The 18698-nt window shown below is 63.8% G+C and carries 15 protein-coding genes; all 15 read right to left on the minus strand.

Annotation, left to right across the window (positions count from 1 at the left end; genetic code table 11):
* Window positions 1-53: 53 nt before the first annotated feature.
* Entirely contained in the window at window positions 54-1313 is a 1260-nt protein-coding gene (locus tag G8767_RS06690) for an ammonium transporter (protein ID WP_042450902.1), read from the minus strand.
* A gap of 247 nt (window positions 1314-1560) precedes the next feature.
* Window positions 1561-2991 (minus strand): signal recognition particle-docking protein FtsY, encoded by a 1431-nt coding sequence (ftsY, locus tag G8767_RS06695; protein WP_166809675.1) that lies wholly within the window; start codon window positions 2989-2991, stop codon window positions 1561-1563.
* A gap of 42 nt (window positions 2992-3033) precedes the next feature.
* Complete coding sequence (gene smc / locus G8767_RS06700; RefSeq protein ID WP_166809676.1) at window positions 3034-6621, minus strand: chromosome segregation protein SMC; 3588 nt, start codon at window positions 6619-6621, stop codon at window positions 3034-3036.
* Between the two features lie 26 nt (window positions 6622-6647).
* A complete protein-coding gene (locus G8767_RS06705; protein ID WP_019747956.1) occupies window positions 6648-6932 on the minus strand; it encodes an acylphosphatase in 285 nt (94 codons plus the stop codon).
* A 5-nt stretch (window positions 6933-6937) separates the two neighbouring features.
* Window positions 6938-7861: an SMP-30/gluconolactonase/LRE family protein gene (locus G8767_RS06710; protein ID WP_166809677.1), complete on the minus strand. Its 924-nt coding sequence runs from the start codon at window positions 7859-7861 to the stop codon at window positions 6938-6940.
* Window positions 7861-8313: an OsmC family protein gene (locus G8767_RS06715; RefSeq protein ID WP_095969228.1), complete on the minus strand. Its 453-nt coding sequence runs from the start codon at window positions 8311-8313 to the stop codon at window positions 7861-7863. The genes G8767_RS06710 and G8767_RS06715 overlap by 1 nt, the downstream gene beginning before the upstream one ends.
* Before the next feature lie 42 nt (window positions 8314-8355).
* Window positions 8356-9225 (minus strand): bifunctional DNA-formamidopyrimidine glycosylase/DNA-(apurinic or apyrimidinic site) lyase, encoded by an 870-nt coding sequence (mutM, locus tag G8767_RS06720; RefSeq protein WP_095969227.1) that lies wholly within the window; start codon window positions 9223-9225, stop codon window positions 8356-8358.
* Window positions 9226-9233: 8 nt separating this feature from the next.
* A complete protein-coding gene (gene rnc / locus G8767_RS06725; RefSeq protein WP_124566320.1) occupies window positions 9234-10007 on the minus strand; it encodes a ribonuclease III in 774 nt (257 codons plus the stop codon).
* A gap of 19 nt (window positions 10008-10026) precedes the next feature.
* The gene (gene rpmF, locus G8767_RS06730) at window positions 10027-10209 is read right to left on the minus strand and encodes a 50S ribosomal protein L32 (protein ID WP_007729318.1); all 183 of its coding nucleotides are present in this window, start codon (window positions 10207-10209) and stop codon (window positions 10027-10029) included.
* Window positions 10210-10211: 2 nt separating this feature from the next.
* A complete protein-coding gene (locus G8767_RS06735) occupies window positions 10212-10772 on the minus strand; it encodes a YceD family protein (protein ID WP_007729319.1) in 561 nt (186 codons plus the stop codon).
* A gap of 189 nt (window positions 10773-10961) precedes the next feature.
* Entirely contained in the window at window positions 10962-11723 is a 762-nt protein-coding gene (locus G8767_RS06740; RefSeq protein ID WP_166809806.1) for a DivIVA domain-containing protein, read from the minus strand.
* A gap of 131 nt (window positions 11724-11854) precedes the next feature.
* Entirely contained in the window at window positions 11855-12349 is a 495-nt protein-coding gene (gene coaD, locus G8767_RS06745) for a pantetheine-phosphate adenylyltransferase (RefSeq protein ID WP_003942776.1), read from the minus strand.
* Window positions 12346-12912 (minus strand): 16S rRNA (guanine(966)-N(2))-methyltransferase RsmD, encoded by a 567-nt coding sequence (gene rsmD / locus G8767_RS06750; RefSeq protein WP_095969224.1) that lies wholly within the window; start codon window positions 12910-12912, stop codon window positions 12346-12348. Before rsmD ends, coaD begins: the two co-directional genes overlap by 4 nt.
* Window positions 12909-16313: a pyruvate carboxylase gene (locus tag G8767_RS06755; RefSeq protein ID WP_095969223.1), complete on the minus strand. Its 3405-nt coding sequence runs from the start codon at window positions 16311-16313 to the stop codon at window positions 12909-12911. The genes rsmD and G8767_RS06755 overlap by 4 nt, the downstream gene beginning before the upstream one ends.
* A 120-nt stretch (window positions 16314-16433) precedes the next feature.
* Window positions 16434-18695 carry an ATP-dependent DNA helicase RecG gene (gene recG, locus G8767_RS06760; protein ID WP_166809807.1) on the minus strand — a complete coding sequence of 754 codons (2262 nt, stop codon included), beginning with the start codon at window positions 18693-18695 and terminating at the stop codon, window positions 16434-16436.
* Window positions 18696-18698: the final 3 nt, after the last annotated feature.

The raw sequence follows: 18698 nt of genomic DNA on the forward strand, positions 1-18698 counted from the left end.
CTCATCCCTTTCCAAACTCTGAAGTGCCTGAATTCACTTTAATCACGTGCTGATCACGCGAGGTCGTATGCGGTCTCTGCGTGTTCGGTCTCATCGATGCCGCGTGCCTCGTCCTCGGCCGAGATTCGCCAGCCCAGGGGCTTGAGTGCGAAGCCGATGATCGTCGTCAGGACGCCGGTGAAGACGAGTGCTGCGAGTGCGATCACGATCTGAACCACCAGTTGCTTGTAGTCGCCGCCGTAGAAGAGGCCGGTTGCGGTGCCGAAGAATCCGATACCGATCGTGCCCCACAGGCCGGAGACGAGGTGAACGCCGACGACGTCGAGCGAGTCGTCGAAGCCGAAGCGGAACTTCAGGCCGACTGCGAGAGCGGACAGGATGCCGGCAACGGCGCCGAGGAAGATGGAACCGACAGGGTTGAGCGCACCGGCAGCAGGAGTGATGGCCACCAGACCGGCGACCGCACCGGAAGCTGCGCCGAGGCTGGTGGCGTGACCGTCACGAATACGCTCGGTGGCGAGCCAGGCCAGGACTGCGGCACACGTCGCGGTGGTCGTGTTGACCCAGGCGAGACCGGCGTTTCCGTCGGCGGCGAATGCCGAGCCGGCGTTGAAGCCGAACCAACCGAACCAGAGCAGTGCGGCGCCGAGCATCACGAAGGGCAGGTTGTGCGGACGGAAGGCGGTCTTGCCGAAGCCGAGACGCTTGCCGACGATGAGAGCGAGGACCAGACCGGCCATACCCGCGTTGATGTGAACGACTGTGCCACCGGCGAAGTCGATCGGAGCGACGTTGGCGACGGTGACTCCGTCGTCGTTGACCGTGGTGCCGAAGAGCTTTGCCGCGATGCCGTCCTCGGAGCCCGAAAGGAGTCCGCCACCCCACACCATGTGTGCGAGGGGGAAGTAGACGACGGTGACCCAGATACCCGAGAACAGGAGCCAGGTGCCGAACTTCACTCGCTCGGCCAGGGCGCCACTGATGAGGGCGGTGGTGATGATCGCGAACGTCACCTGGAACGCGATGTCGATGACGTTGGGGTAGCCCCAGGCGCCGGCGATGAAGTTGCCGTCAGCATCGGTGATGCTGTTCTTGAGACCGAAGAACTCGAACGGGTTGGCAAAAATGCCCCCGATGTTCTCGGTGCCGTAGGACATCGACCATCCCCACAGAACGTAGATGACGCCGATGACGGCCATGGCCCCGAAGGACATCATCATCATGTTCAGGACGGACTTGGACCGAGACATCCCGCCGTAGAAGAAAGCGAGGCCGGGTGTCATCAGCAAGACCAGAGATGCAGCCATCAGCATCCATGCGGCGTTACCGGAGTTCGCCAACAAATCGTCGGTACTCACTTACTACCTCCTAGTCGCACGTGCCGGGCAGCACGTCGTTAAGGAGAAGAGTGCTGGGCTGGTGTTTCGTCCATGGCGCTGTCGCGTTTCGCAGACGTGAACCAATTGCCCAACTTTGTTGCAAACAGGTTTCGCCAGGGGGTTCTACCGACCCTGTGCGCCTTTTCGGTAGTTCGCGCTACCAAAAAGGCGCACCGGGGCGTCAGCCCAGCAGGGCGTCGACGAACGCACCCGGCTCGAACGGCGCCAGATCGTCGGCACCTTCACCGAGACCGACCAACTTCACCGGCACACCCAGTTCATGCTGAACCTGGAAGACGATTCCGCCCTTGGCGGTTCCGTCCAGCTTGGTCAGTACGACGCCGGTGATGTCCACGACCTCCGCGAACACTCGAGCCTGTGCCAGTCCGTTCTGGCCGACCGTCGCATCGAGAACCAGCAGAACGTCGTCGACCGACGCCTTCTTCTCGATGACCCGCTTGACCTTGCCGAGCTCGTCCATCAGACCGGTCTTGGTGTGAAGGCGGCCGGCGGTGTCGATGAGGACCACGTCGACGCCGTCCGCGATGCCCCGTGAGACCGCGTCGAAGGCAATCGCAGCGGGATCGCCACCCTCCTTGCCACGAACAACTTCAGCGCCGACACGCTCGGCCCACGTCTGGAGCTGATCAGCAGCGGCGGCGCGGAACGTGTCCGCGGCACCGAGCACGACGCGACGACCGTCGGCGACGAGCACGCGAGCCAGCTTGCCGGTGGTGGTGGTCTTTCCCGTCCCGTTGACGCCGACGACGAGCAGAACAGCCGGGTGATCGTCGTGCGGCAACGCGCGAATGGAGCGGTCCAGCTCGGGACGCAGTTCGGCGATCAACACCTCACGCAGCAGGGCGCGGGCGGCAGCCTCGGTCCGGACGCTGCGGGCCGCCATCTGCTCACGAAGCTTCGTGACGACCTTCTCCGTTGTCGCGGAGCCGAGGTCCGCGATGAGGAGGGTGTCCTCGACTTCCTCCCACGAATCCTCGTCCAGATCGCCGCCACCGAGCAGCCCCAGCAAGCTCTTGCCGACTGCCGACTGCGAGCGAGAGAGGCGCCCGCGCAGTCGGTCCAGCCGACCCTCGGTCGGGTCGATCTCGTCCAGTACGCGCGGTGCTGGCTCGACGGTTTCGGGAACGACGACAGGTTCGGGAACGACAACAGGCTCGGGAACGACAACAGGTTCTTCGACAACCGGTTCTGCTACCGGTGCCTCTTCTACTACCGGCTCCTCGACAACGGCCGGCTTCTCCGCAACAGGTTCTTCGACAACCGGTTCCGCGACAGTTGGTGCCTTGACAACTGGTTCTTCGACGATCGGTTCTTCGACAACCGGCTTTTCGACGACGGGCGGCTTCTCCGCCACCGGAGGTGCCGGAACCACCGGAGGTGGCGCCGTTGCCGTCGACCCCTGACTGAAGTTGAACCCGCCGCCGGCCTTGTAGCCGCCTGACTTGTCCTTCTCGGGGGCGCCGAGCTCCGGCTTCGTCTCGGGCGCCTTCAGCGAAACCTGCCCCTTGCGGTAGCGCAGGAATCCGGCAACGAGAACGACGAGTAGTACGGCCGCTACAGCCGCGATGATGATCCAAGCCTGGGTAGTCACCGGCCCATTGTTTCAGGCTCCGACCCGGAAAGTGAGCAGGGCTTACGTAGAGGCCATGTCTTGACCGCGAAGTCGCTGCGAAATCACGGTGGTGATGCCGTCGCCGCGCATGCTGACGCCGTACAGCGCGTCGGCGATTTCCATCGTCGGTTTCTGGTGGGTGATCACGATCAACTGCGACTTCTCCCGCAATTGTTCGAAGAGTCCGATCAGCCGCCGCAGGTTGGTGTCGTCCAACGCCGCCTCGACCTCGTCCATGACGTAGAACGGGGACGGGCGTGCCCGGAAGATCGCGACCAGCATGGCCACCGCGGTCAACGACTTCTCGCCGCCCGACAGCAACGACAACCGCTTGACCTTCTTCCCGGGCGGACGCGCTTCGACCTCGATGCCTGTGGTGAGCATGTCCGACGGATCGGTGAGAACCAGTCGTCCTTCTCCCCCGGGAAACAGTTTCTCGAACACGCCCACGAACTCCCGCTCGACGTCGGCATAGGCCTCGGTGAACACCTGCAGAATTCGTGCGTCCACGTCTGCGACCACGGCGAGAAGGTCCTTGCGTGCGGTCTTGACATCTTCGAGCTGAGTGGAGAGGAAGGTGTACCGCTCCTCGAGCGCTGCGAATTCCTCGAGCGCCAGCGGATTGACCTTGCCGAGGGTGGCGAGGTCCTTCTCCGCCCGCTTGGCGCGCCGTTCCTGAGTCGCACGGTCGTACGGAAGCGGAGCGGGGGCAGTGACCTGCTCCCCGCGCTCCTTGGCCTGCTCGTACTCCTCGATTTCGAGGGCGGTCGGCGGCAGTTCGACGTCGGGTCCGTACTCGGCGATCAGATCGTCGAGGCCGATACCGTACTGATCGAGGATCGACTCCTCGAGTTGTTCGATGCGCAGCGCTGCCTGAGCCTTCGCAACCTCGTCGCGATGGACGGCGTCGGTGAGTGAAGCGAGCTGTCCGGTCAGTGCCCGGACGATCTCTCGGACCTGATCCAGCTTGGCCGTGCACTCGGAGCGTGCCCGAGCCAACTCGTCGCGGTGAGCAAGAGCTGCGGCAACGACGGTCTCGAGTTCGGCCGCCACACGCTGTCCCGATTCGGCGACAGCAGCTGCAACTTCCGCAGCGTGCGCTCTGGCGCGCAGAGCCCGTTCGGCACGAATCCGCGCCTCTCGTTCGGCAGCAGCGGCGCGGCGAAGCGAATCAGCCTTTCCGCGTACGGATTCCGCGCGCTCTTCGGCGGTGCGCACGGCAAGGCGGGCATCCATTTCGACGATGCGTACTTCCGCCAACGCGGCTGCGGCCATTTCACGATCGGCAGCGGTCGATTCCGCGCCGCGCCCCGGTGCACTGCCGTCGGTTTCGGCGACACGGAGTCGTTCCTCCAGGTCTGCCAGCTTCGTCAGAGACTCACCGCGGCCCTCCTCGGCACGCACTCGCTGGGCGGTCAATCGCTCGGATTCCGCGTGGGCCACGCGCGCGGCTTGCCCCAATCTGCCCAACTGCTCGTAGATGGCGGACATGGCAGCGTCCGATTCGTTGAGCGCGGCCAAGGTCTGCTCCGCGGTCTCGCGTCGAGCAGCCTGTTCGGCCAGCGCGCCGGACAGCGCAGCGTCGAGTTCTTCGGATCGGCTTTCCGTGGCCGTCAACTCCGCCGTTGACGCGTCGATCGCCGCCTGTACCTCCAGCGTGCTCGGTTGCCGATCCGACCCGCCGATCATCCACCCCGGGCCGTGCAGATCGCCGGAACGCGTCACTGCACGAATTCCCTTGTGGTCAGCGACAACTCGAATCGCGTCATCGAGAGTTTCGACGAGGACGACGCCATCGAGGATTGCGGTCAATCCGGCACGCAACTCGTCAGGGCAGTCGATGACGTCGACGGCATGACGGCTGCCCGGTGCGATCTCGCTCTCGCGTTCGATCGCCGGTTCACCGCTCACGATCAGTGACGCACGCCCACCGTCCTGAGCGGCCAGTGCCGCAACAGCTGAGCGAGCCGAATCCAACGACTGCGCCACGACGGCGTCCGCTGCCGGCCCCATCGCGGCAGCGATTGCAATTTCGTAGCCGGGTTCGACGTGAATCAATCCGACAAGCGAGGTGATGCCGTCGTCGCGGCGGTGTTCGAGCAGCCAGCCGCCACCGTCCTTGCGCTGCAAGCCCATCGACAGCGCTTCGATTCGCGCACGGAGCGAAGCGATGCGTTGCCCGCTCGTCTTTTCTTCCTCGCGAAGTTCTTCGACGCGTGCGTCGATCATCTCGAGAGCTTCGACTGCCCGTTCATGATTGGTGTCGAGGCCGACTTCACCGGCGTCGAGGTCCCCGATGCTTTCCTGCACCGTGTCGAACTCGGCTTGTGCGGCATCCCCACGCAGACGGGCCTCGTCGATCGCCTCGGTCAGTCGAGAAACTTCCGCGTCGACGGATTCGACGCGGGTACGCAGAGTGTCGACCTGGCCGGAGAGTCGAGCAAGTCCTTCACGGCGGTCGGCGACGGCACGAACTTCCGCCATGTGCGCCCGTTCCGCTTCTGCTGCAGCATCTTCGGTGGCTGCCAGCTGGTCCCGAGCAGCTTCCGCCGCCGCTCGCGCGATTTCTACGCCTTCGAGGAGTTCGGCCTCCTCGGCCGCAAGACGTTCGGCTCGCGCTTCCATCTCTTCCGGGTCCTGGCCGCGGTTGCCGACGGGTTCGGAGTCGAGATGGCGTGCACGCTCGCGGGCGATGCGCACGGTGGCGTTGACTCGTTCGGCAAGCGCAGAGAGTTGGAACCAACTCTGCGCGGCGGCTTCCGATCCCGGAGTCAGTCGAGCGAGAGCTTGCTCCTGACGCCCGAGTTCGAGGTTGGCCTCGTCGAGCGCGGCCGCCACCTGGTTGTGCTGTTCACGGGCCGCTTTCTCGTCCTGCGCCTGGTCGTTCAGTTGAGTTCGACGGGTCACCAAGTCGTCAGCGGCCAGCCGCATCTTTGCATCACGCAGGTCAGCCTGGACCGTCTGTGCTCGCCGAGCAACCTCGGCTTGGCGCCCCAGCGGTTTGAGTTGCCGACGCAGTTCCGCGGTGAGGTCACTGAGTCGAGCGAGATTGGCCTGCATGGAATCGAGCTTGCGCACCGCTTTTTCCTTGCGGCGGCGATGTTTGAGAACTCCCGCGGCTTCTTCGATGAAGGCGCGTCGATCCTCGGGGCGGGATTCGAGGATCGCGGCGAGCCGTCCCTGCCCGACGATGACATGCATTTCGCGGCCGATACCCGAGTCGCTGAGCAGTTCCTGAACGTCCATCAGGCGGCAGGACGAACCATTGATCTCGTACTCCCCCGCGCCGTCGCGAAACATACGGCGCGTGATCGACACCTCGGAGTACTCGATCGGGAGCGCGCCGTCGGCGTTGTCGATGGTCAGGGTCACTTCGGCGCGGCCCAGCGGTGCTCGACCGGAGGTGCCGGCAAAGATGACGTCTTCCATCTTGCCGCCGCGCAGCGCTTTCGCGCCCTGCTCGCCCATCACCCACGTCAACGCATCGACGACGTTGGATTTACCCGAGCCGTTCGGGCCGACGACACAGGTGATCCCCGGCTCGAACCGAAGAGTCGTTGCCGACGCAAAGGATTTGAATCCCTTGAGTGTCAGACTCTTGAGGTGCATGGGGGGAAACTTTACCGCCAAACAGGTCAGCGTTCGACGAACCCTGTCAGGTCACCCCTTGCGGGGTCCCAGCTGTCGACCACGAGATCCACCGTGCCCGGGGTGGTTCCCGAGCGCAGCAACTCCAACAAACGCTCGAGTTGCGTGCGTTCGCCTTCTGCCACGACGAGCACTCGACCGTCGCGTTGGTTCGACGCATATCCGATCAACCCGAGTTCGAGAGCGCGAGCCCTGGTCCACCAGCGAAACCCGACGCCTTGAACGTATCCGTGAACCCACGCCGTCAGTCGCACAGGCGGTGTCTCAGTCACGACGTTCAGCCCGCCACACGTTCGAGACGGTGAACCTCACCCAGGAAACCGGTGGTGTAGAGCGAGTTGGGATCCCAGCCCGGGCCGGCGCCGAACTTCACCGCGGACGTGAACGGAAGACCTGAGGCGATCTCACACGAAGATCCCGAATTCGGATCGACGCGAACAACTTTGCCGCCGGCATTGAATGCGACGTACAGCGCGCCGTCCGGTCCGACGGTCAGATCGTCAGCCATGTTTGCCGGACCGAATCCGGGGAGCGTGATCGTTCGCACCGGCCCGCCCAGATCGTCTGCGTCGAGGACGTGGACGGCAGTCACCATGTCGAAGGTCGTCGTCACGTAGATCGTCGAACCGGAGCGTGCGAGGCCGTCGACGGTGCCGAGGTCTTCACGAACGATCGAACTCGTTCCGTCACCGTTGACGACCGTGAGCCCCGGCCTGGTGAGTGTGCGAGCAGTGAGGAAGCGGTTATCGTCCAGCGGCACAAGCCCGTTCGGCATCACCAGTCCGTCGGCAATCGTTGTCACCGATCCGTCTGCCACGTCGACCTTGCGGAGGCTGCCGTCGGCGACTCCGAACAGCCCCGAGACAGTCGAGTTACCCGTGGTGAAGTACACGGAACCGTCACGCGCGACCAGTCCGCCAGGCCCTGTGACGTCACCGACCAAAGGTGTCCGTGTTCCGTCCGGCGCCACTTTCAGCAGTGCACCCGGCCCGATCAGAGCGGACTGCGACAACACCATCGATCCGTTTCCGTCGAACTCGAGATTCTCGAGCATGCCCGCACCACTCGTCACGACGCTCGACGTCCACGAACCGCAACCTCCGGGTGAGCCGCCGGCCGGCACCGAGGCCTGCGCCGGAGCACTCACCGCCACAACGGAACCCAGTGCGATCGCAGCGACAACGCTGCCCGCGCGGGACATCAGGCTTCCGTGTCGAACGACAGTGTGACCTTGGTTCCGGCCTTGAGAGTGCGCCCGACCGTGCACACCTTGTCGACGGAACGCTCGACGAGAGTGATGAGGCGCTGCTGCGCTTCGGCATCCAACTCGCTGAGGTCGAGTTCGAGAACCTCGTCGAGCTGCGGATAGACCTCGTTGTCACGATCGGCGGCACCGGACACTCGGACCGTCGCGTCGTAGTTGTCACCGAGGCGGCGAGAGATCGGGAAGTCGGAGCTCATACCGGTGCAGGCAGCCAGAGCGATCTTGAGAAGTTCCCCGGGTGTGAACACTCCTGGCACCGATTCGGAGCCGATGAGAACCTCTGCGCCGCGCGAACTCTTGCCGGTGTAGAGGCGGGTTCCGGTGCGCTCGACCCATAGTTCCGTGTGAGCCGGGGCGGTTGCAGCGTTGTCAGCAGTCTGTTCAGCCATGACGCAATCTTGCCACTCCGCCGAACCGACGGGGCGGGAGACCTAGGCGATTCGCCGTGCCCTCGGGGTCGGCTGACACCGCGGGCAGCTGAACGACGATCGATTCATGAACTTCTCACGCTTGATCGGCGCGCCGCATCGCGGGCACGGAAGATTCTCCTGCCCGTACGCCGACAGTGACCGGTCGAAGTAGCCGGACTCCCCGTTGACGTTCACGTACAGCGCGTCGAAGGACGTACCGCCCTGATCGAGCGCTTCGCCCATCACCGAGTGCGCCGCGGTCAACAGTTCTCGAAGTTTGGGCCTGGTGAGCGTTTCGGCGATTCGGTTGCCGTGAATCTTTGCTCGCCACAATGATTCGTCGGCGTAGATGTTTCCGATTCCGGAGACCACCGTCTGGTCGAGAATCGCGCGCTTGATCTCGGTGTGCTTGCCCCGCAGGACTTTCACGACGGATTCGAGATCGAACGCGGCATCCATGGGATCGCGAGCGATGTGCGCCACCGACTCGGGCAGCATCGTTCCGTCGACCTCGACGAGGGGGGAAATCGACCAGCCACCGAAGGTTCGCTGATCGACGAATCGGAGATCAGCCCCGGAATCGAGGGCCAACCGAATGCGTAGGTGCTTTTCCCAGTCGACTGTCGGGGGCTGGACCAACATCTGTCCGCTCATCCCGAGATGAACCACCAGTCCGACACCGGCAGGCTCGAGAACCAGCCACAGATACTTGCCGCGACGCTCTGCCGAAGCGATGGTCTGCCCGGTGAGTTGGCCGATCAAGTCATCGGAACCGAGAATGTGGCGCCTGATCGCGCGGGGATGGAGTACCTCGACGGCCTCGATCGCCGCACCTACAGCATGAGACTGTAGGCCGCGGCGAACGACTTCGACTTCGGGAAGTTCAGGCAAGAGTGAACTCAGCCGGCGAGATCAGACGGGCCGTCAGCAGCGACTGCGGTTGCAGCGGCATTCTCCGACATCGTCTTCCATGCCGAACTTGCTGCCTTCTGCTCGGCTTCCTTCTTGGAACGACCGACACCGACGCCCAAGGGCTTGCCACTGATGAGAACGGTGGCCGTGAATTCCTTGTCGTGATCGGGTCCGGTAGCGGTGATCTCGTAGACGGGAACTCCGGCACCGTGTTCTGCGGTCAGTTCCTGCAGACTCGTCTTCCAATCCAGACCCGCGCCCAGAAGCGGTGCGCGAGTAAGTAGATCGTCGAACAGATCGAGAACAACGCGTCGCGCGGTCTCGATGCCGTGCTGCAGGTGGATGGCGCCGAGAATCGACTCCATACCGTCGGCGAGGATGGACGGCTTGTCACGGCCGCCCGTCATTTCCTCACCCTTACCCAGCAGCAGGTGCGCTCCGAGTCCACCTTCGCCCAGAGTCCTGGCAACCTCGGCGAGTGCATGCATGTTGACCACGCTGGCACGAATCTTCGCCAGGTCACCTTCGGATTTGTCCGGGTGGGACAGATAGAGATTTTCGGTCACCGTGACGCCGAGAACGGAATCCCCGAGGAACTCGAGGCGCTCGTTCGTGGGCAGTCCGCCGTTCTCGTACGCGTACGAGCGGTGCGTGAGGGCCAGGGTCAGAAGACCGGGCTCTATATCTACGCCGACAGCGGCGAGGAGCTTGTCGTGATTGCCCTCGCCGCCGGCGGCTGAAACTGTATTTTCGCTCGTCATAGTCTTTCTCCGGGGAGAACTAGACAGCAGCGGTTACCTGGCGGCCCTTGTAAGTACCGCATGACGGGCATGCGATGTGGGGAAGGGTCTGCTCGCCACAGCCACGGTTGGGGCAGGTAACGAGGGTGGGCACAGTGGTCTTCCACTGGCTACGACGCGACCGCGTGTTGGATCGCGACATTTTGCGCTTGGGGACAGCCACTTCTACTTCTCCTCGGCTTCGGTGATCACAAGATTTTCGCTGGTGTTTGATTCCACGCCAAATTTGGCCGCGAGACCAGCCCAGCGAGGATCAAGTATGTCATGCCCATGCCCAGATTCCGCAATCGCCAGGCGAATGCCACATTCTGAGCACAATCCCAGGCAATCGTCACTGCACAGAGGCTGGAGCGGAAGCGCCAGCCCGACTGCATCGACGATGACCGGTTCGAGGTCGATTTCGTCGTCTTCGACCGCGTAGACCTCTCCCTCTTCCGTCGTCTCCTCGGTGGTGCTGTCCGGGTATGCGAACAACTCCGTGAGATAGATGTCCACGGTGTCGGTGAAAGGTTCGAGGCACCGCGAGCATTCACCCTTGGTGGGTGCATGCACGTTTCCGGTGACGAGAACACCTTCGGACACTGCTTCGAGACGAAGATCGAGATCTATGTCCGCGCCCGCTTCGATCGCGATCAGATCGAGACCGATACGGTTCGGGGACTGAATTGTTCTCTCGACGGTACGCATCGACCCTGGACGACGACCGAGCTTGACCGTGTCCAGCAAAAATCCCGCATCACTTGACTGATGCGACGAACTACGACGATGCGTTGACAAAGAGAACTCACCTAACTGTTGAAACTGGTATGGGCAACCACTCCACAATACGGCAGCGACAAGGCAAATCCCAATTCCGTCCACGAAAAAGTGGGCCGCCCCATATCGGACGACCCACCTTCGACTGTCTCGTTCGCTCTAGCGACGACGCTCCGAACGACGATCGTCGTCCTGGTAATCGGGAACTCCCGAACCCGTACGAAGCTGTTGGCGACCACGCCCGACCGATCGAACGGTTCCGGTGAGGAACTCTTCGAATTCGGCCAACTTGGTGTCGACGTACAGATCACACTCCGAACGCATCCTGTCGGACTCCGCGTGAGCGGCATCGATCACTCGCGCGGATTCCGCGTGAGCTGACTGGACTACCTCGGTCTGCGACACCAGACGAGCCTGCTCTGCCGTTCCCTCCGCCACCGAATGCTCGTACGATGCCTGGCCGGACTCGATCATCCGATCGGCCTCGGCACGCGCCCGGCCGGTGACGGCGTCGTACTCACGACGGCCGTCGGTGACGGTCCGTTCCGCTTCTGCCTCGGCGTCCTCGACCAACTGATCGGCGTGTGCGCGCGCTTCGGCAACCATGCGATCGGCCTGAGCCTTGGCATCGGACAGAATCCGGTCGGCGTCGTCGCGTGCATTCTCGACAGTCGACGTTGCCTCGGCATTGGCACTGCTGACCGTCTTCTCGGCGGTTGCTCGCGCGTCACCGACCAATTTGTCCCGATGATCGAGGACGTCCTGAGCGTCGTCCAGCTCGCTCGGAATTGCGTCCCGTACGTCGTCGAGCAGCTCGAGTACGTCACCGCGAGGCACCACACACCCCGCGGTCATGGGAACACCGCGCGCCTCTTCGACAATTGCGACCAGTTCGTCCAGTGCCTCGAATACGCGGTACACAAGCAACCCCAATCTCTACCGGCCGAAATCGGCCCACATCGTCACCGGTCCACTCGGACCTGTGCCCGTTCCTGTCCAAGTTTGCCGGAAGAACAGCCAACGGGGTGTCGTCGTGGTCGGTGTGTCGGGGATCAGCTGTTTTCGGCTGCTCGCTCGGCGATACGCGCGAGTAGCCGAGAATGCACCTTGGCGGGCAACATGTCGGAGACGTCGCCGCCGAAGGTCGCGACTTCCTTCACCAGAGAACTCGACAGGTAGCTGTACGTAGGATTCGTGGCGACGAACAGTGTGTCGACGCCGGTGAGCTTCTGATTCATCTGAGCCATCTGCAGCTCGTAATCGAAGTCGTTCGCGCCGCGCAGACCCTTGACTATCGCGCTGAGGCCTTCTTGTTTCGCATAGTCGACCAGCAGTCCGTGCCACGACGTGACGCGAACGTTGGGCAGGTGACTCGTCGCGTCTTCGAGCATCTCGATCCGCTCGTCGATCGTGAACATGCCACGCTTGCTCTTGTTGATCAGCACGGTGACCACGACCTCGTCGAATTGCGCAGCAACTCTTCCGATTACGTCGAGGTGACCGTTGGTCACGGGGTCGAAGGATCCGGGGCAGACGGCGCCAGTCATGAGTCCAGACCGTAGCAGGTGGCCAGCTCGATGCGGGCTTCACCGTAGTTCTTGGCCTTGATCGGCTCGTAGCCCTGCGGCCACACGGTCTCCGGCGAGCGCGACGAACGTTCGAGTACGACGATCGTGCCCTCCCCCACCCATTTGTTGGCCTGCAGATCAGTGAGCATGGACACGACGGCATCGTCGGTCACCGCGTACGGCGGGTCCGCGATCACGATGTCGTATTCACGCGCGCTCGGACCCGAGACCACGGCCGCGACCGGAGCGGCGCGAACCGTCGCTCCCGGCAACGCGACAGTGCCGATGTTCGCCTTGATGACGGCAGCAGCCTTGGCATCCGATTCCACGAGAACGACGTGCTCGGCCCCCCGCGAAAGCGCTTCGAGGCCCAGAGCACCCGAACCAGCGAAGAGGTCGAGAACCGCGCACCCTTCGAGATCGATGCGCGCTTCGAGAGCACTGAACAGCGCCTCGCGAACCCGATCCGACGTGGGACGGGTGCCGCTCGGCGGGACTCGCAGGCGTCGACCGCCCGCGAGTCCCGAGATGATGCGTGTCACTCTGCGGCGCTCTCCCCCGTCGAGACGACTACCAGCAGGTCTCCGCCCTCGACCTGTTGGACGGCGCTGATCGCGATCCGCGATACGACGCCGGCGCGCGGCGAGGTGATCGCCGCTTCCATCTTCATCGCTTCGATCGTGGCCACGGTGTCGCCGGCCTCGATCTTCTGGCCTTCCTTCACCGCGAGCGTCACGACACCCGCGAACGGTGCCGCCACGTGGCCCGGGTTGTTCTTGTCGGCCTTCTCCGCCACCGGTACGTCACTGGCAATGGAGCGATCACGGATCGAGACCGGGCGCAGCTGGCCGTTCAGGATGCACATGACAGTGCGATAGCCGCGCTCGTCGGGCTCGGAGATCGCTTCGAGACCGATGATCAGCTCCACGCCGGGAGCCAACTCGACGCGGTGCTCGTCGCCGCGCCGCAACCCGTAGAAGAACTGGTTTGCCGAAAGCCGCGACGTGTCACCGTACTTCTCGCGGTGCTCGAGGAATTCCTTTGTCGGGCCGGGGAACAGCAGACGGTTCAGCGTCGCCTGACGGTCCTTCGACGAGCCCTCGAGCAGCACCTCGTCCTCGGCGGAGAGCGTCGCTTCCGGCTTGGCCTGGCCACGTCCTTCGAGGGCCTTGCTGCGGAACGGTTCCGGCCAGCCACCGGGAGGCGTACCGAGTTCACCGCGCAGGAAGCCCACCACGGAGTCGGGGATGTCGAACTTCGCCGGATCTGCGGCGAACTCCTCCGAAGGCACGCCGGCGCCGACAAGATGGAGCGCGAGGTCGCCGACGACCTTCGACGACGGCGTCACCTTCACAAGATGTCCAAGCATGCGGTCTGCGTCGGCGTACTTGGCTTCGACCTCTTCGAACCGGTCGCCGAGGCCGAGAGCAACGGCCTGGGTCCGGAGATTGGAGAGTTGGCCGCCCGGAATCTCGTGCGTGTACACGCGTCCCGTCGGAGCCGGCAGTCCGGATTCGAACGGCGCGTACACCTTTCGCAGCGCCTCCCAGTACGGCTCGAGGTCGCACACGTTCTGCAGGTTCAGTCCGGTGTCGAACTCGGAGTGCGCAGCGGCGGCAACGATGGCCGAGAGAGCAGGCTGGCTGGTGGTTCCGGCCAGTGCCGCGGAAGCACCGTCGACCGCGTCGGCGCCCGCCTGCCATGCTGCGAAGTACGTGGCCAACTGTCCACCGGGAGTGTCGTGTGTGTGAACGTGAACCGGCAGATCGAAGTTGCTGCGTAGAGCTGTCACCAGCTTGGTAGCCGCCGGAGCACGCAGCAGGCCTGCCATGTCCTTGATCGCGAGCACGTGAGCACCGGCGTCGACGATCTCTTCGGCCAGCTTCAGGTAGTAGTCGAGCGTGTACAGAGTTTCGTTCGGATCCGACAGATCACCGGTGTAGCTCAACGCCACCTCGGCGAGGGCCGTTCCGGTCTCACGCACCGCGTCGATGGCAGGGCGCATCTGGTCGACGTTGTTGAGCGCGTCGAAGATTCGGAAGATGTCGATGCCGGTGTCGGTGGCTTCCTGAACGAATGCGCGCGTGACCTTTTCGGGATACGGCGTGTAGCCCACCGTGTTTCGGCCGCGAAGAAGCATCTGGAGGCAGATGTTCGGGATCGCCTCGCGGAGTGCGGCGAGCCGGTACCACGGATCCTCGTGCAGGAAGCGAAGTCCCACATCGTAAGTGGCGCCGCCCCAGGCTTCGATCGAGAGCAGTTCCGGAGTCAGCCGGGCCACGTGCCCGGCTACTCCGAGCAGTCCGCTGGTTCGAACTCGCGTGGCCAACAACGACTGGTGCGCGTCACGGAAGGTGGTGTCGGTGACGCCCACGGCCTTCTGTTCGCGCAGTGCCTTCGCGAAACCTTCGGGTCCGAGTTCGAGCAGGCGCTGACGGCTACCGGCAGGAGGAGGCGTCGAAAGATCGATCTTGGGCAGCTTGTCCTGCGGGTACACCGCCGAGGGTCGCTCACCGTGCGGCTTGTTGACCGTCACGTCGGCGAGGTAGGTCAGGATCTTGGTGCCTCGGTCGGCGGAGGAACGCAGGGTCAGCAGCTGCGGACGTTCCTCGATGAAGGAGGTCGTCACGCGTCCGGCACGGAAGTCCGGGTCGTCGAGAACCGCCTGCAGGAACGGAATGTTGGTCGAGACGCCACGAATGCGGAACTCGGTGACCGCGCGGCGAGCCCTCGCGACAGCGGCTTCGAGGTCGCGACCACGGCAGGTGAGCTTGACCAGCATCGAGTCGAAGTACGCTCCGACCTCGGCTCCGAGCGTGGCGCCGCCGTCGAGTCGGATACCGGCTCCGCCCGGGGTGCGGTACGCGGTGATGCGGCCCGTGTCGGGGCGGAATCCGTTGGCCGGATCCTCGGTCGTGATGCGGCACTGCAGTGCGGCGCCGCGGAGCTTGATCGTGTCCTGTGACAGACCAAGTTCTGCAAGCGTCGAACCGGACGCGATCTTGAGCTGCGACTGGACGAGGTCTACGTCCGTCACTTCTTCGGTGACGGTGTGCTCCACCTGAATTCGCGGGTTCATCTCGATGAAGACGTGATTGCCGCGCTTGTCGAGAAGGAACTCGACGGTGCCCGCGCACGTGTACCCGATCTCCTTCGCGAAGGCGACGGCGTCGGCACAGATCTTGGCGCGCAACTCTTCCGAGAGATTGGGCGCCGGCGCGAGCTCGATCACCTTCTGGTGGCGACGCTGCAGCGAGCAGTCACGCTCGAAGAGGTGGATGACGTTGCCCTGCTCGTCGGCGAGGATCTGCACCTCGATGTGGCGGGGGTCGATGACGGCCTGCTCGAGGAAGACCGTCGAATCGCCGAAGGCCGATTCCGCTTCGCGCGCTGCGGCTTCGATCGCTTCCTTGAGTTGTGAGCGCTCCGCAACGCGGCGCATTCCGCGTCCACCGCCGCCTGCGACGGCCTTGACGAAGATCGGGAAGGTCATGTCCTCGGCGGCCGCGAGCAACTCGTCGATGTCCGCTGACGGCTCCGAGGACGCGAGCACCGGCAGGCCGGCGGCCTTTGCCGCTGCGATGGCCCGAGCCTTGTTACCAGTCAACTCGAGGATCTCGGCGGACGGGCCGACGAACTTGATGCCTGCCTCGGCGCACGCCGCCGACAGATCCGGGTTCTCGGAGAGGAAGCCGTAACCGGGGTAGATGGCGTCGGCTCCGGCGCTCTTGGCGGCGGCGACGATTTCCTCGACCGAGAGATAGGCGCGAACGGGGTGACCCTTCTCCCCGATCTGGTAGCTCTCGTCTGCCTTGAGACGGTGGATCGAGTTCCGATCCTCGTACGGGAACACCGCGACGGTTCCGGCACCTAGTTCGTAGGCGGCGCGGAAGGCACGGATCGCAATTTCGCCGCGGTTCGCGACGAGCACTTTGGAGAACATTCGAGAAAACTACCCCGATTTCATCTTGCGTCTACATGCGGAGTCTCATATTTCGGACTGAATCGAGAAACCAACCCGGCGGTCCTCGTGCTATTCGATTTCAGCTTGTCGTCATACCCGTCACGACTTCTCGAGGTACTCGATCCGGTCGGAGTCCAGGGCAGCGGTCACCATGGAAGCGAGGGCGGGATGACCCTCGAGCGACGGATCGGAGTCGACGATTCCCTGAGCGAACTCCCTGGCGGACTCGAGGATGTCCCCGTGGGCCATGAGGGAAAGCAGTCGCAGATTCGAGGTTGTGCCCGACTGCGCCGCACCGAGGATGTCTCCTTCACGTCTGGTCGCGAGGTCGAGTTGAGCCAGTTCGAACCCGTCGTTGGTCGCTGCCACCGCCGAGAGCCGCTCGTACGCCGGTCCGCCGGGATTGCTTCCGGTGACGAGGATGCACAGTCCCTGGTGTTTGCCTCGACCGACTCGTCCGCGCAGCTGATGGAGCTGACTGACGCCGAACCGCTCGGCGTCGACGATCACCATCACCGTCGCGTTCGGAACGTCGACACCGACTTCGACGACGGTCGTACAGACAAGGACGTCTATGTCACCGACGTTGAACGCGCTCATCACGACGTCTTTTTCGTCGGAAGGCAGTCGACCGTGCAGTAACCCCACTCGCAGGTCGGCCAGCGGACCGCTCGACAGCTCCGCGAAGACGTCGACCGCCGACTTGGTCTCCGGCTGCTTCTCCTCGGTGAACTGGTCTTCGCCTGCGCCCTGCTCACCGTCGCCGATCCGCGAGCACACGACATACGCCTGACGACCGTCCGCGACGTCCTCACGGATTCGTTCCCATGCCCGATCCACCCACTGCGGCTTCTGCTTCGCGGGCACGACACTGCTCTTGATCGGGGTTCGCCCACGCGGAAGCTCTCGCAGGGTCGATACCTCGAGGTCGCCGAGCACCGTCATGGCGATGGTTCGCGGAATCGGCGTTGCCGTCATCACCAGCAGATGCGGACTCAGTCCTTCGCGGGCACGTGATCGCAATTGATCACGTTGCTCGACACCGAAGCGGTGCTGCTCGTCGACCACAACCATGCCGAGGTTGAAGAACTCCACGTTGTCCTGAATGAGTGCATGGGTACCGATGACGATCCCGGCGTCGCCGGTCACGGCTTCGAGCAGCGCTGCGCGCTTCGCAGCCACAGGCAGCGAGCCGGTCAAAAGGGCGATCCGGGTGGAATGTTCGGCCGAACCGAGCTCACCGCCTGCGGCCAGCGGGCCCATCATCTTGCGCAGTGATCGCGCGTGCTGGTTTGCCAGGACCTCGGTGGGTGCGAGCAACGCACACTGATACCCCGCATCGACGACCTGCAGCATCGCGCGCAGAGCCACGATCGTCTTGCCTGACCCGACCTCGCCTTGGAGAAGCCGGCTCATCGGGTGTGGGCGGGCGAGGTCGCCGGAGATCTCCTCGGCGACTGCTTGCTGTCCCTCCGTCAGAGTGAACGGGAGCATCTCCTCGAACTGATCCGCGATCCCGCCGGCAACCGGAGCGCAGGCCGGAGCCACACGCTCGGAGTTGTCGTGACGACGCATCGCGAGGACCAACTGCAGAGACAGCGCCTCGTCGAAACGCAGACGATCCTGTGCTCGTTCGATGTCTTCCTTGGTATCCGGGAGGTGAACGGTACGCAGCGCCTCGTCCAAACCGATGAATCCGTGTTCCGCCCTGGTCTCGTCAGGTAACGGCTCCTCGATCGGATCGAGTTGGTCGAGTACTTGCCGCACGCACCGCATGATGGTCCAACTCTCGACCTCGCGGGTCGCCGGATACAGCGGGATCAATGCGCGGTCGAAGACGGACAGATCGAGTTCGGCGCCGGGATCCTGATTTGCGCGAGCCAGGCCCGCAAGGTCACCGGCTCCCTTGATAGACGCCAGGGGAACCACCGAATCCTCCTCGCCGACACGAGCTTCCGGCAGGATCAGGTAGCTCGGATGAGTGAGAGACCACTTGCCGCGGAAGTACTTCACCGTCCCGGAGAACATCGCCCGCACGCCGGGCTTGATGACGTGCCGCACCTTCTGCGGGTTGAAGAACGTGACGTCGACGGTCTGCGAATCAGTGGCCAGCGATACTCGCAACATCTGCCCCGGACGGTTCTTCATCTTCACGACGGCCGCCGACGCCACCCGCGCGATGATGGTGATGTGCTCACCCTCGGGCGGCTCCTTCTCGGCAAGTTCCTTGCCTGCCGACGCGTACCGATGTGGGTAGTGACGCAGCAGGTCCTCGACCGTCCGGATCTCGAATGCCTCGTCGAGCGCGTCCGCGGTCTTCTTTCCCAGCAGCCGATCGAGCGGGTCGGCGAGCGTCGCCATCAG

This window comes from Rhodococcus sp. IC4_135, assembly GCF_011602025.1.
Taxonomy (GTDB): domain Bacteria; phylum Actinomycetota; class Actinomycetes; order Mycobacteriales; family Mycobacteriaceae; genus Rhodococcus_F; species Rhodococcus_F baikonurensis.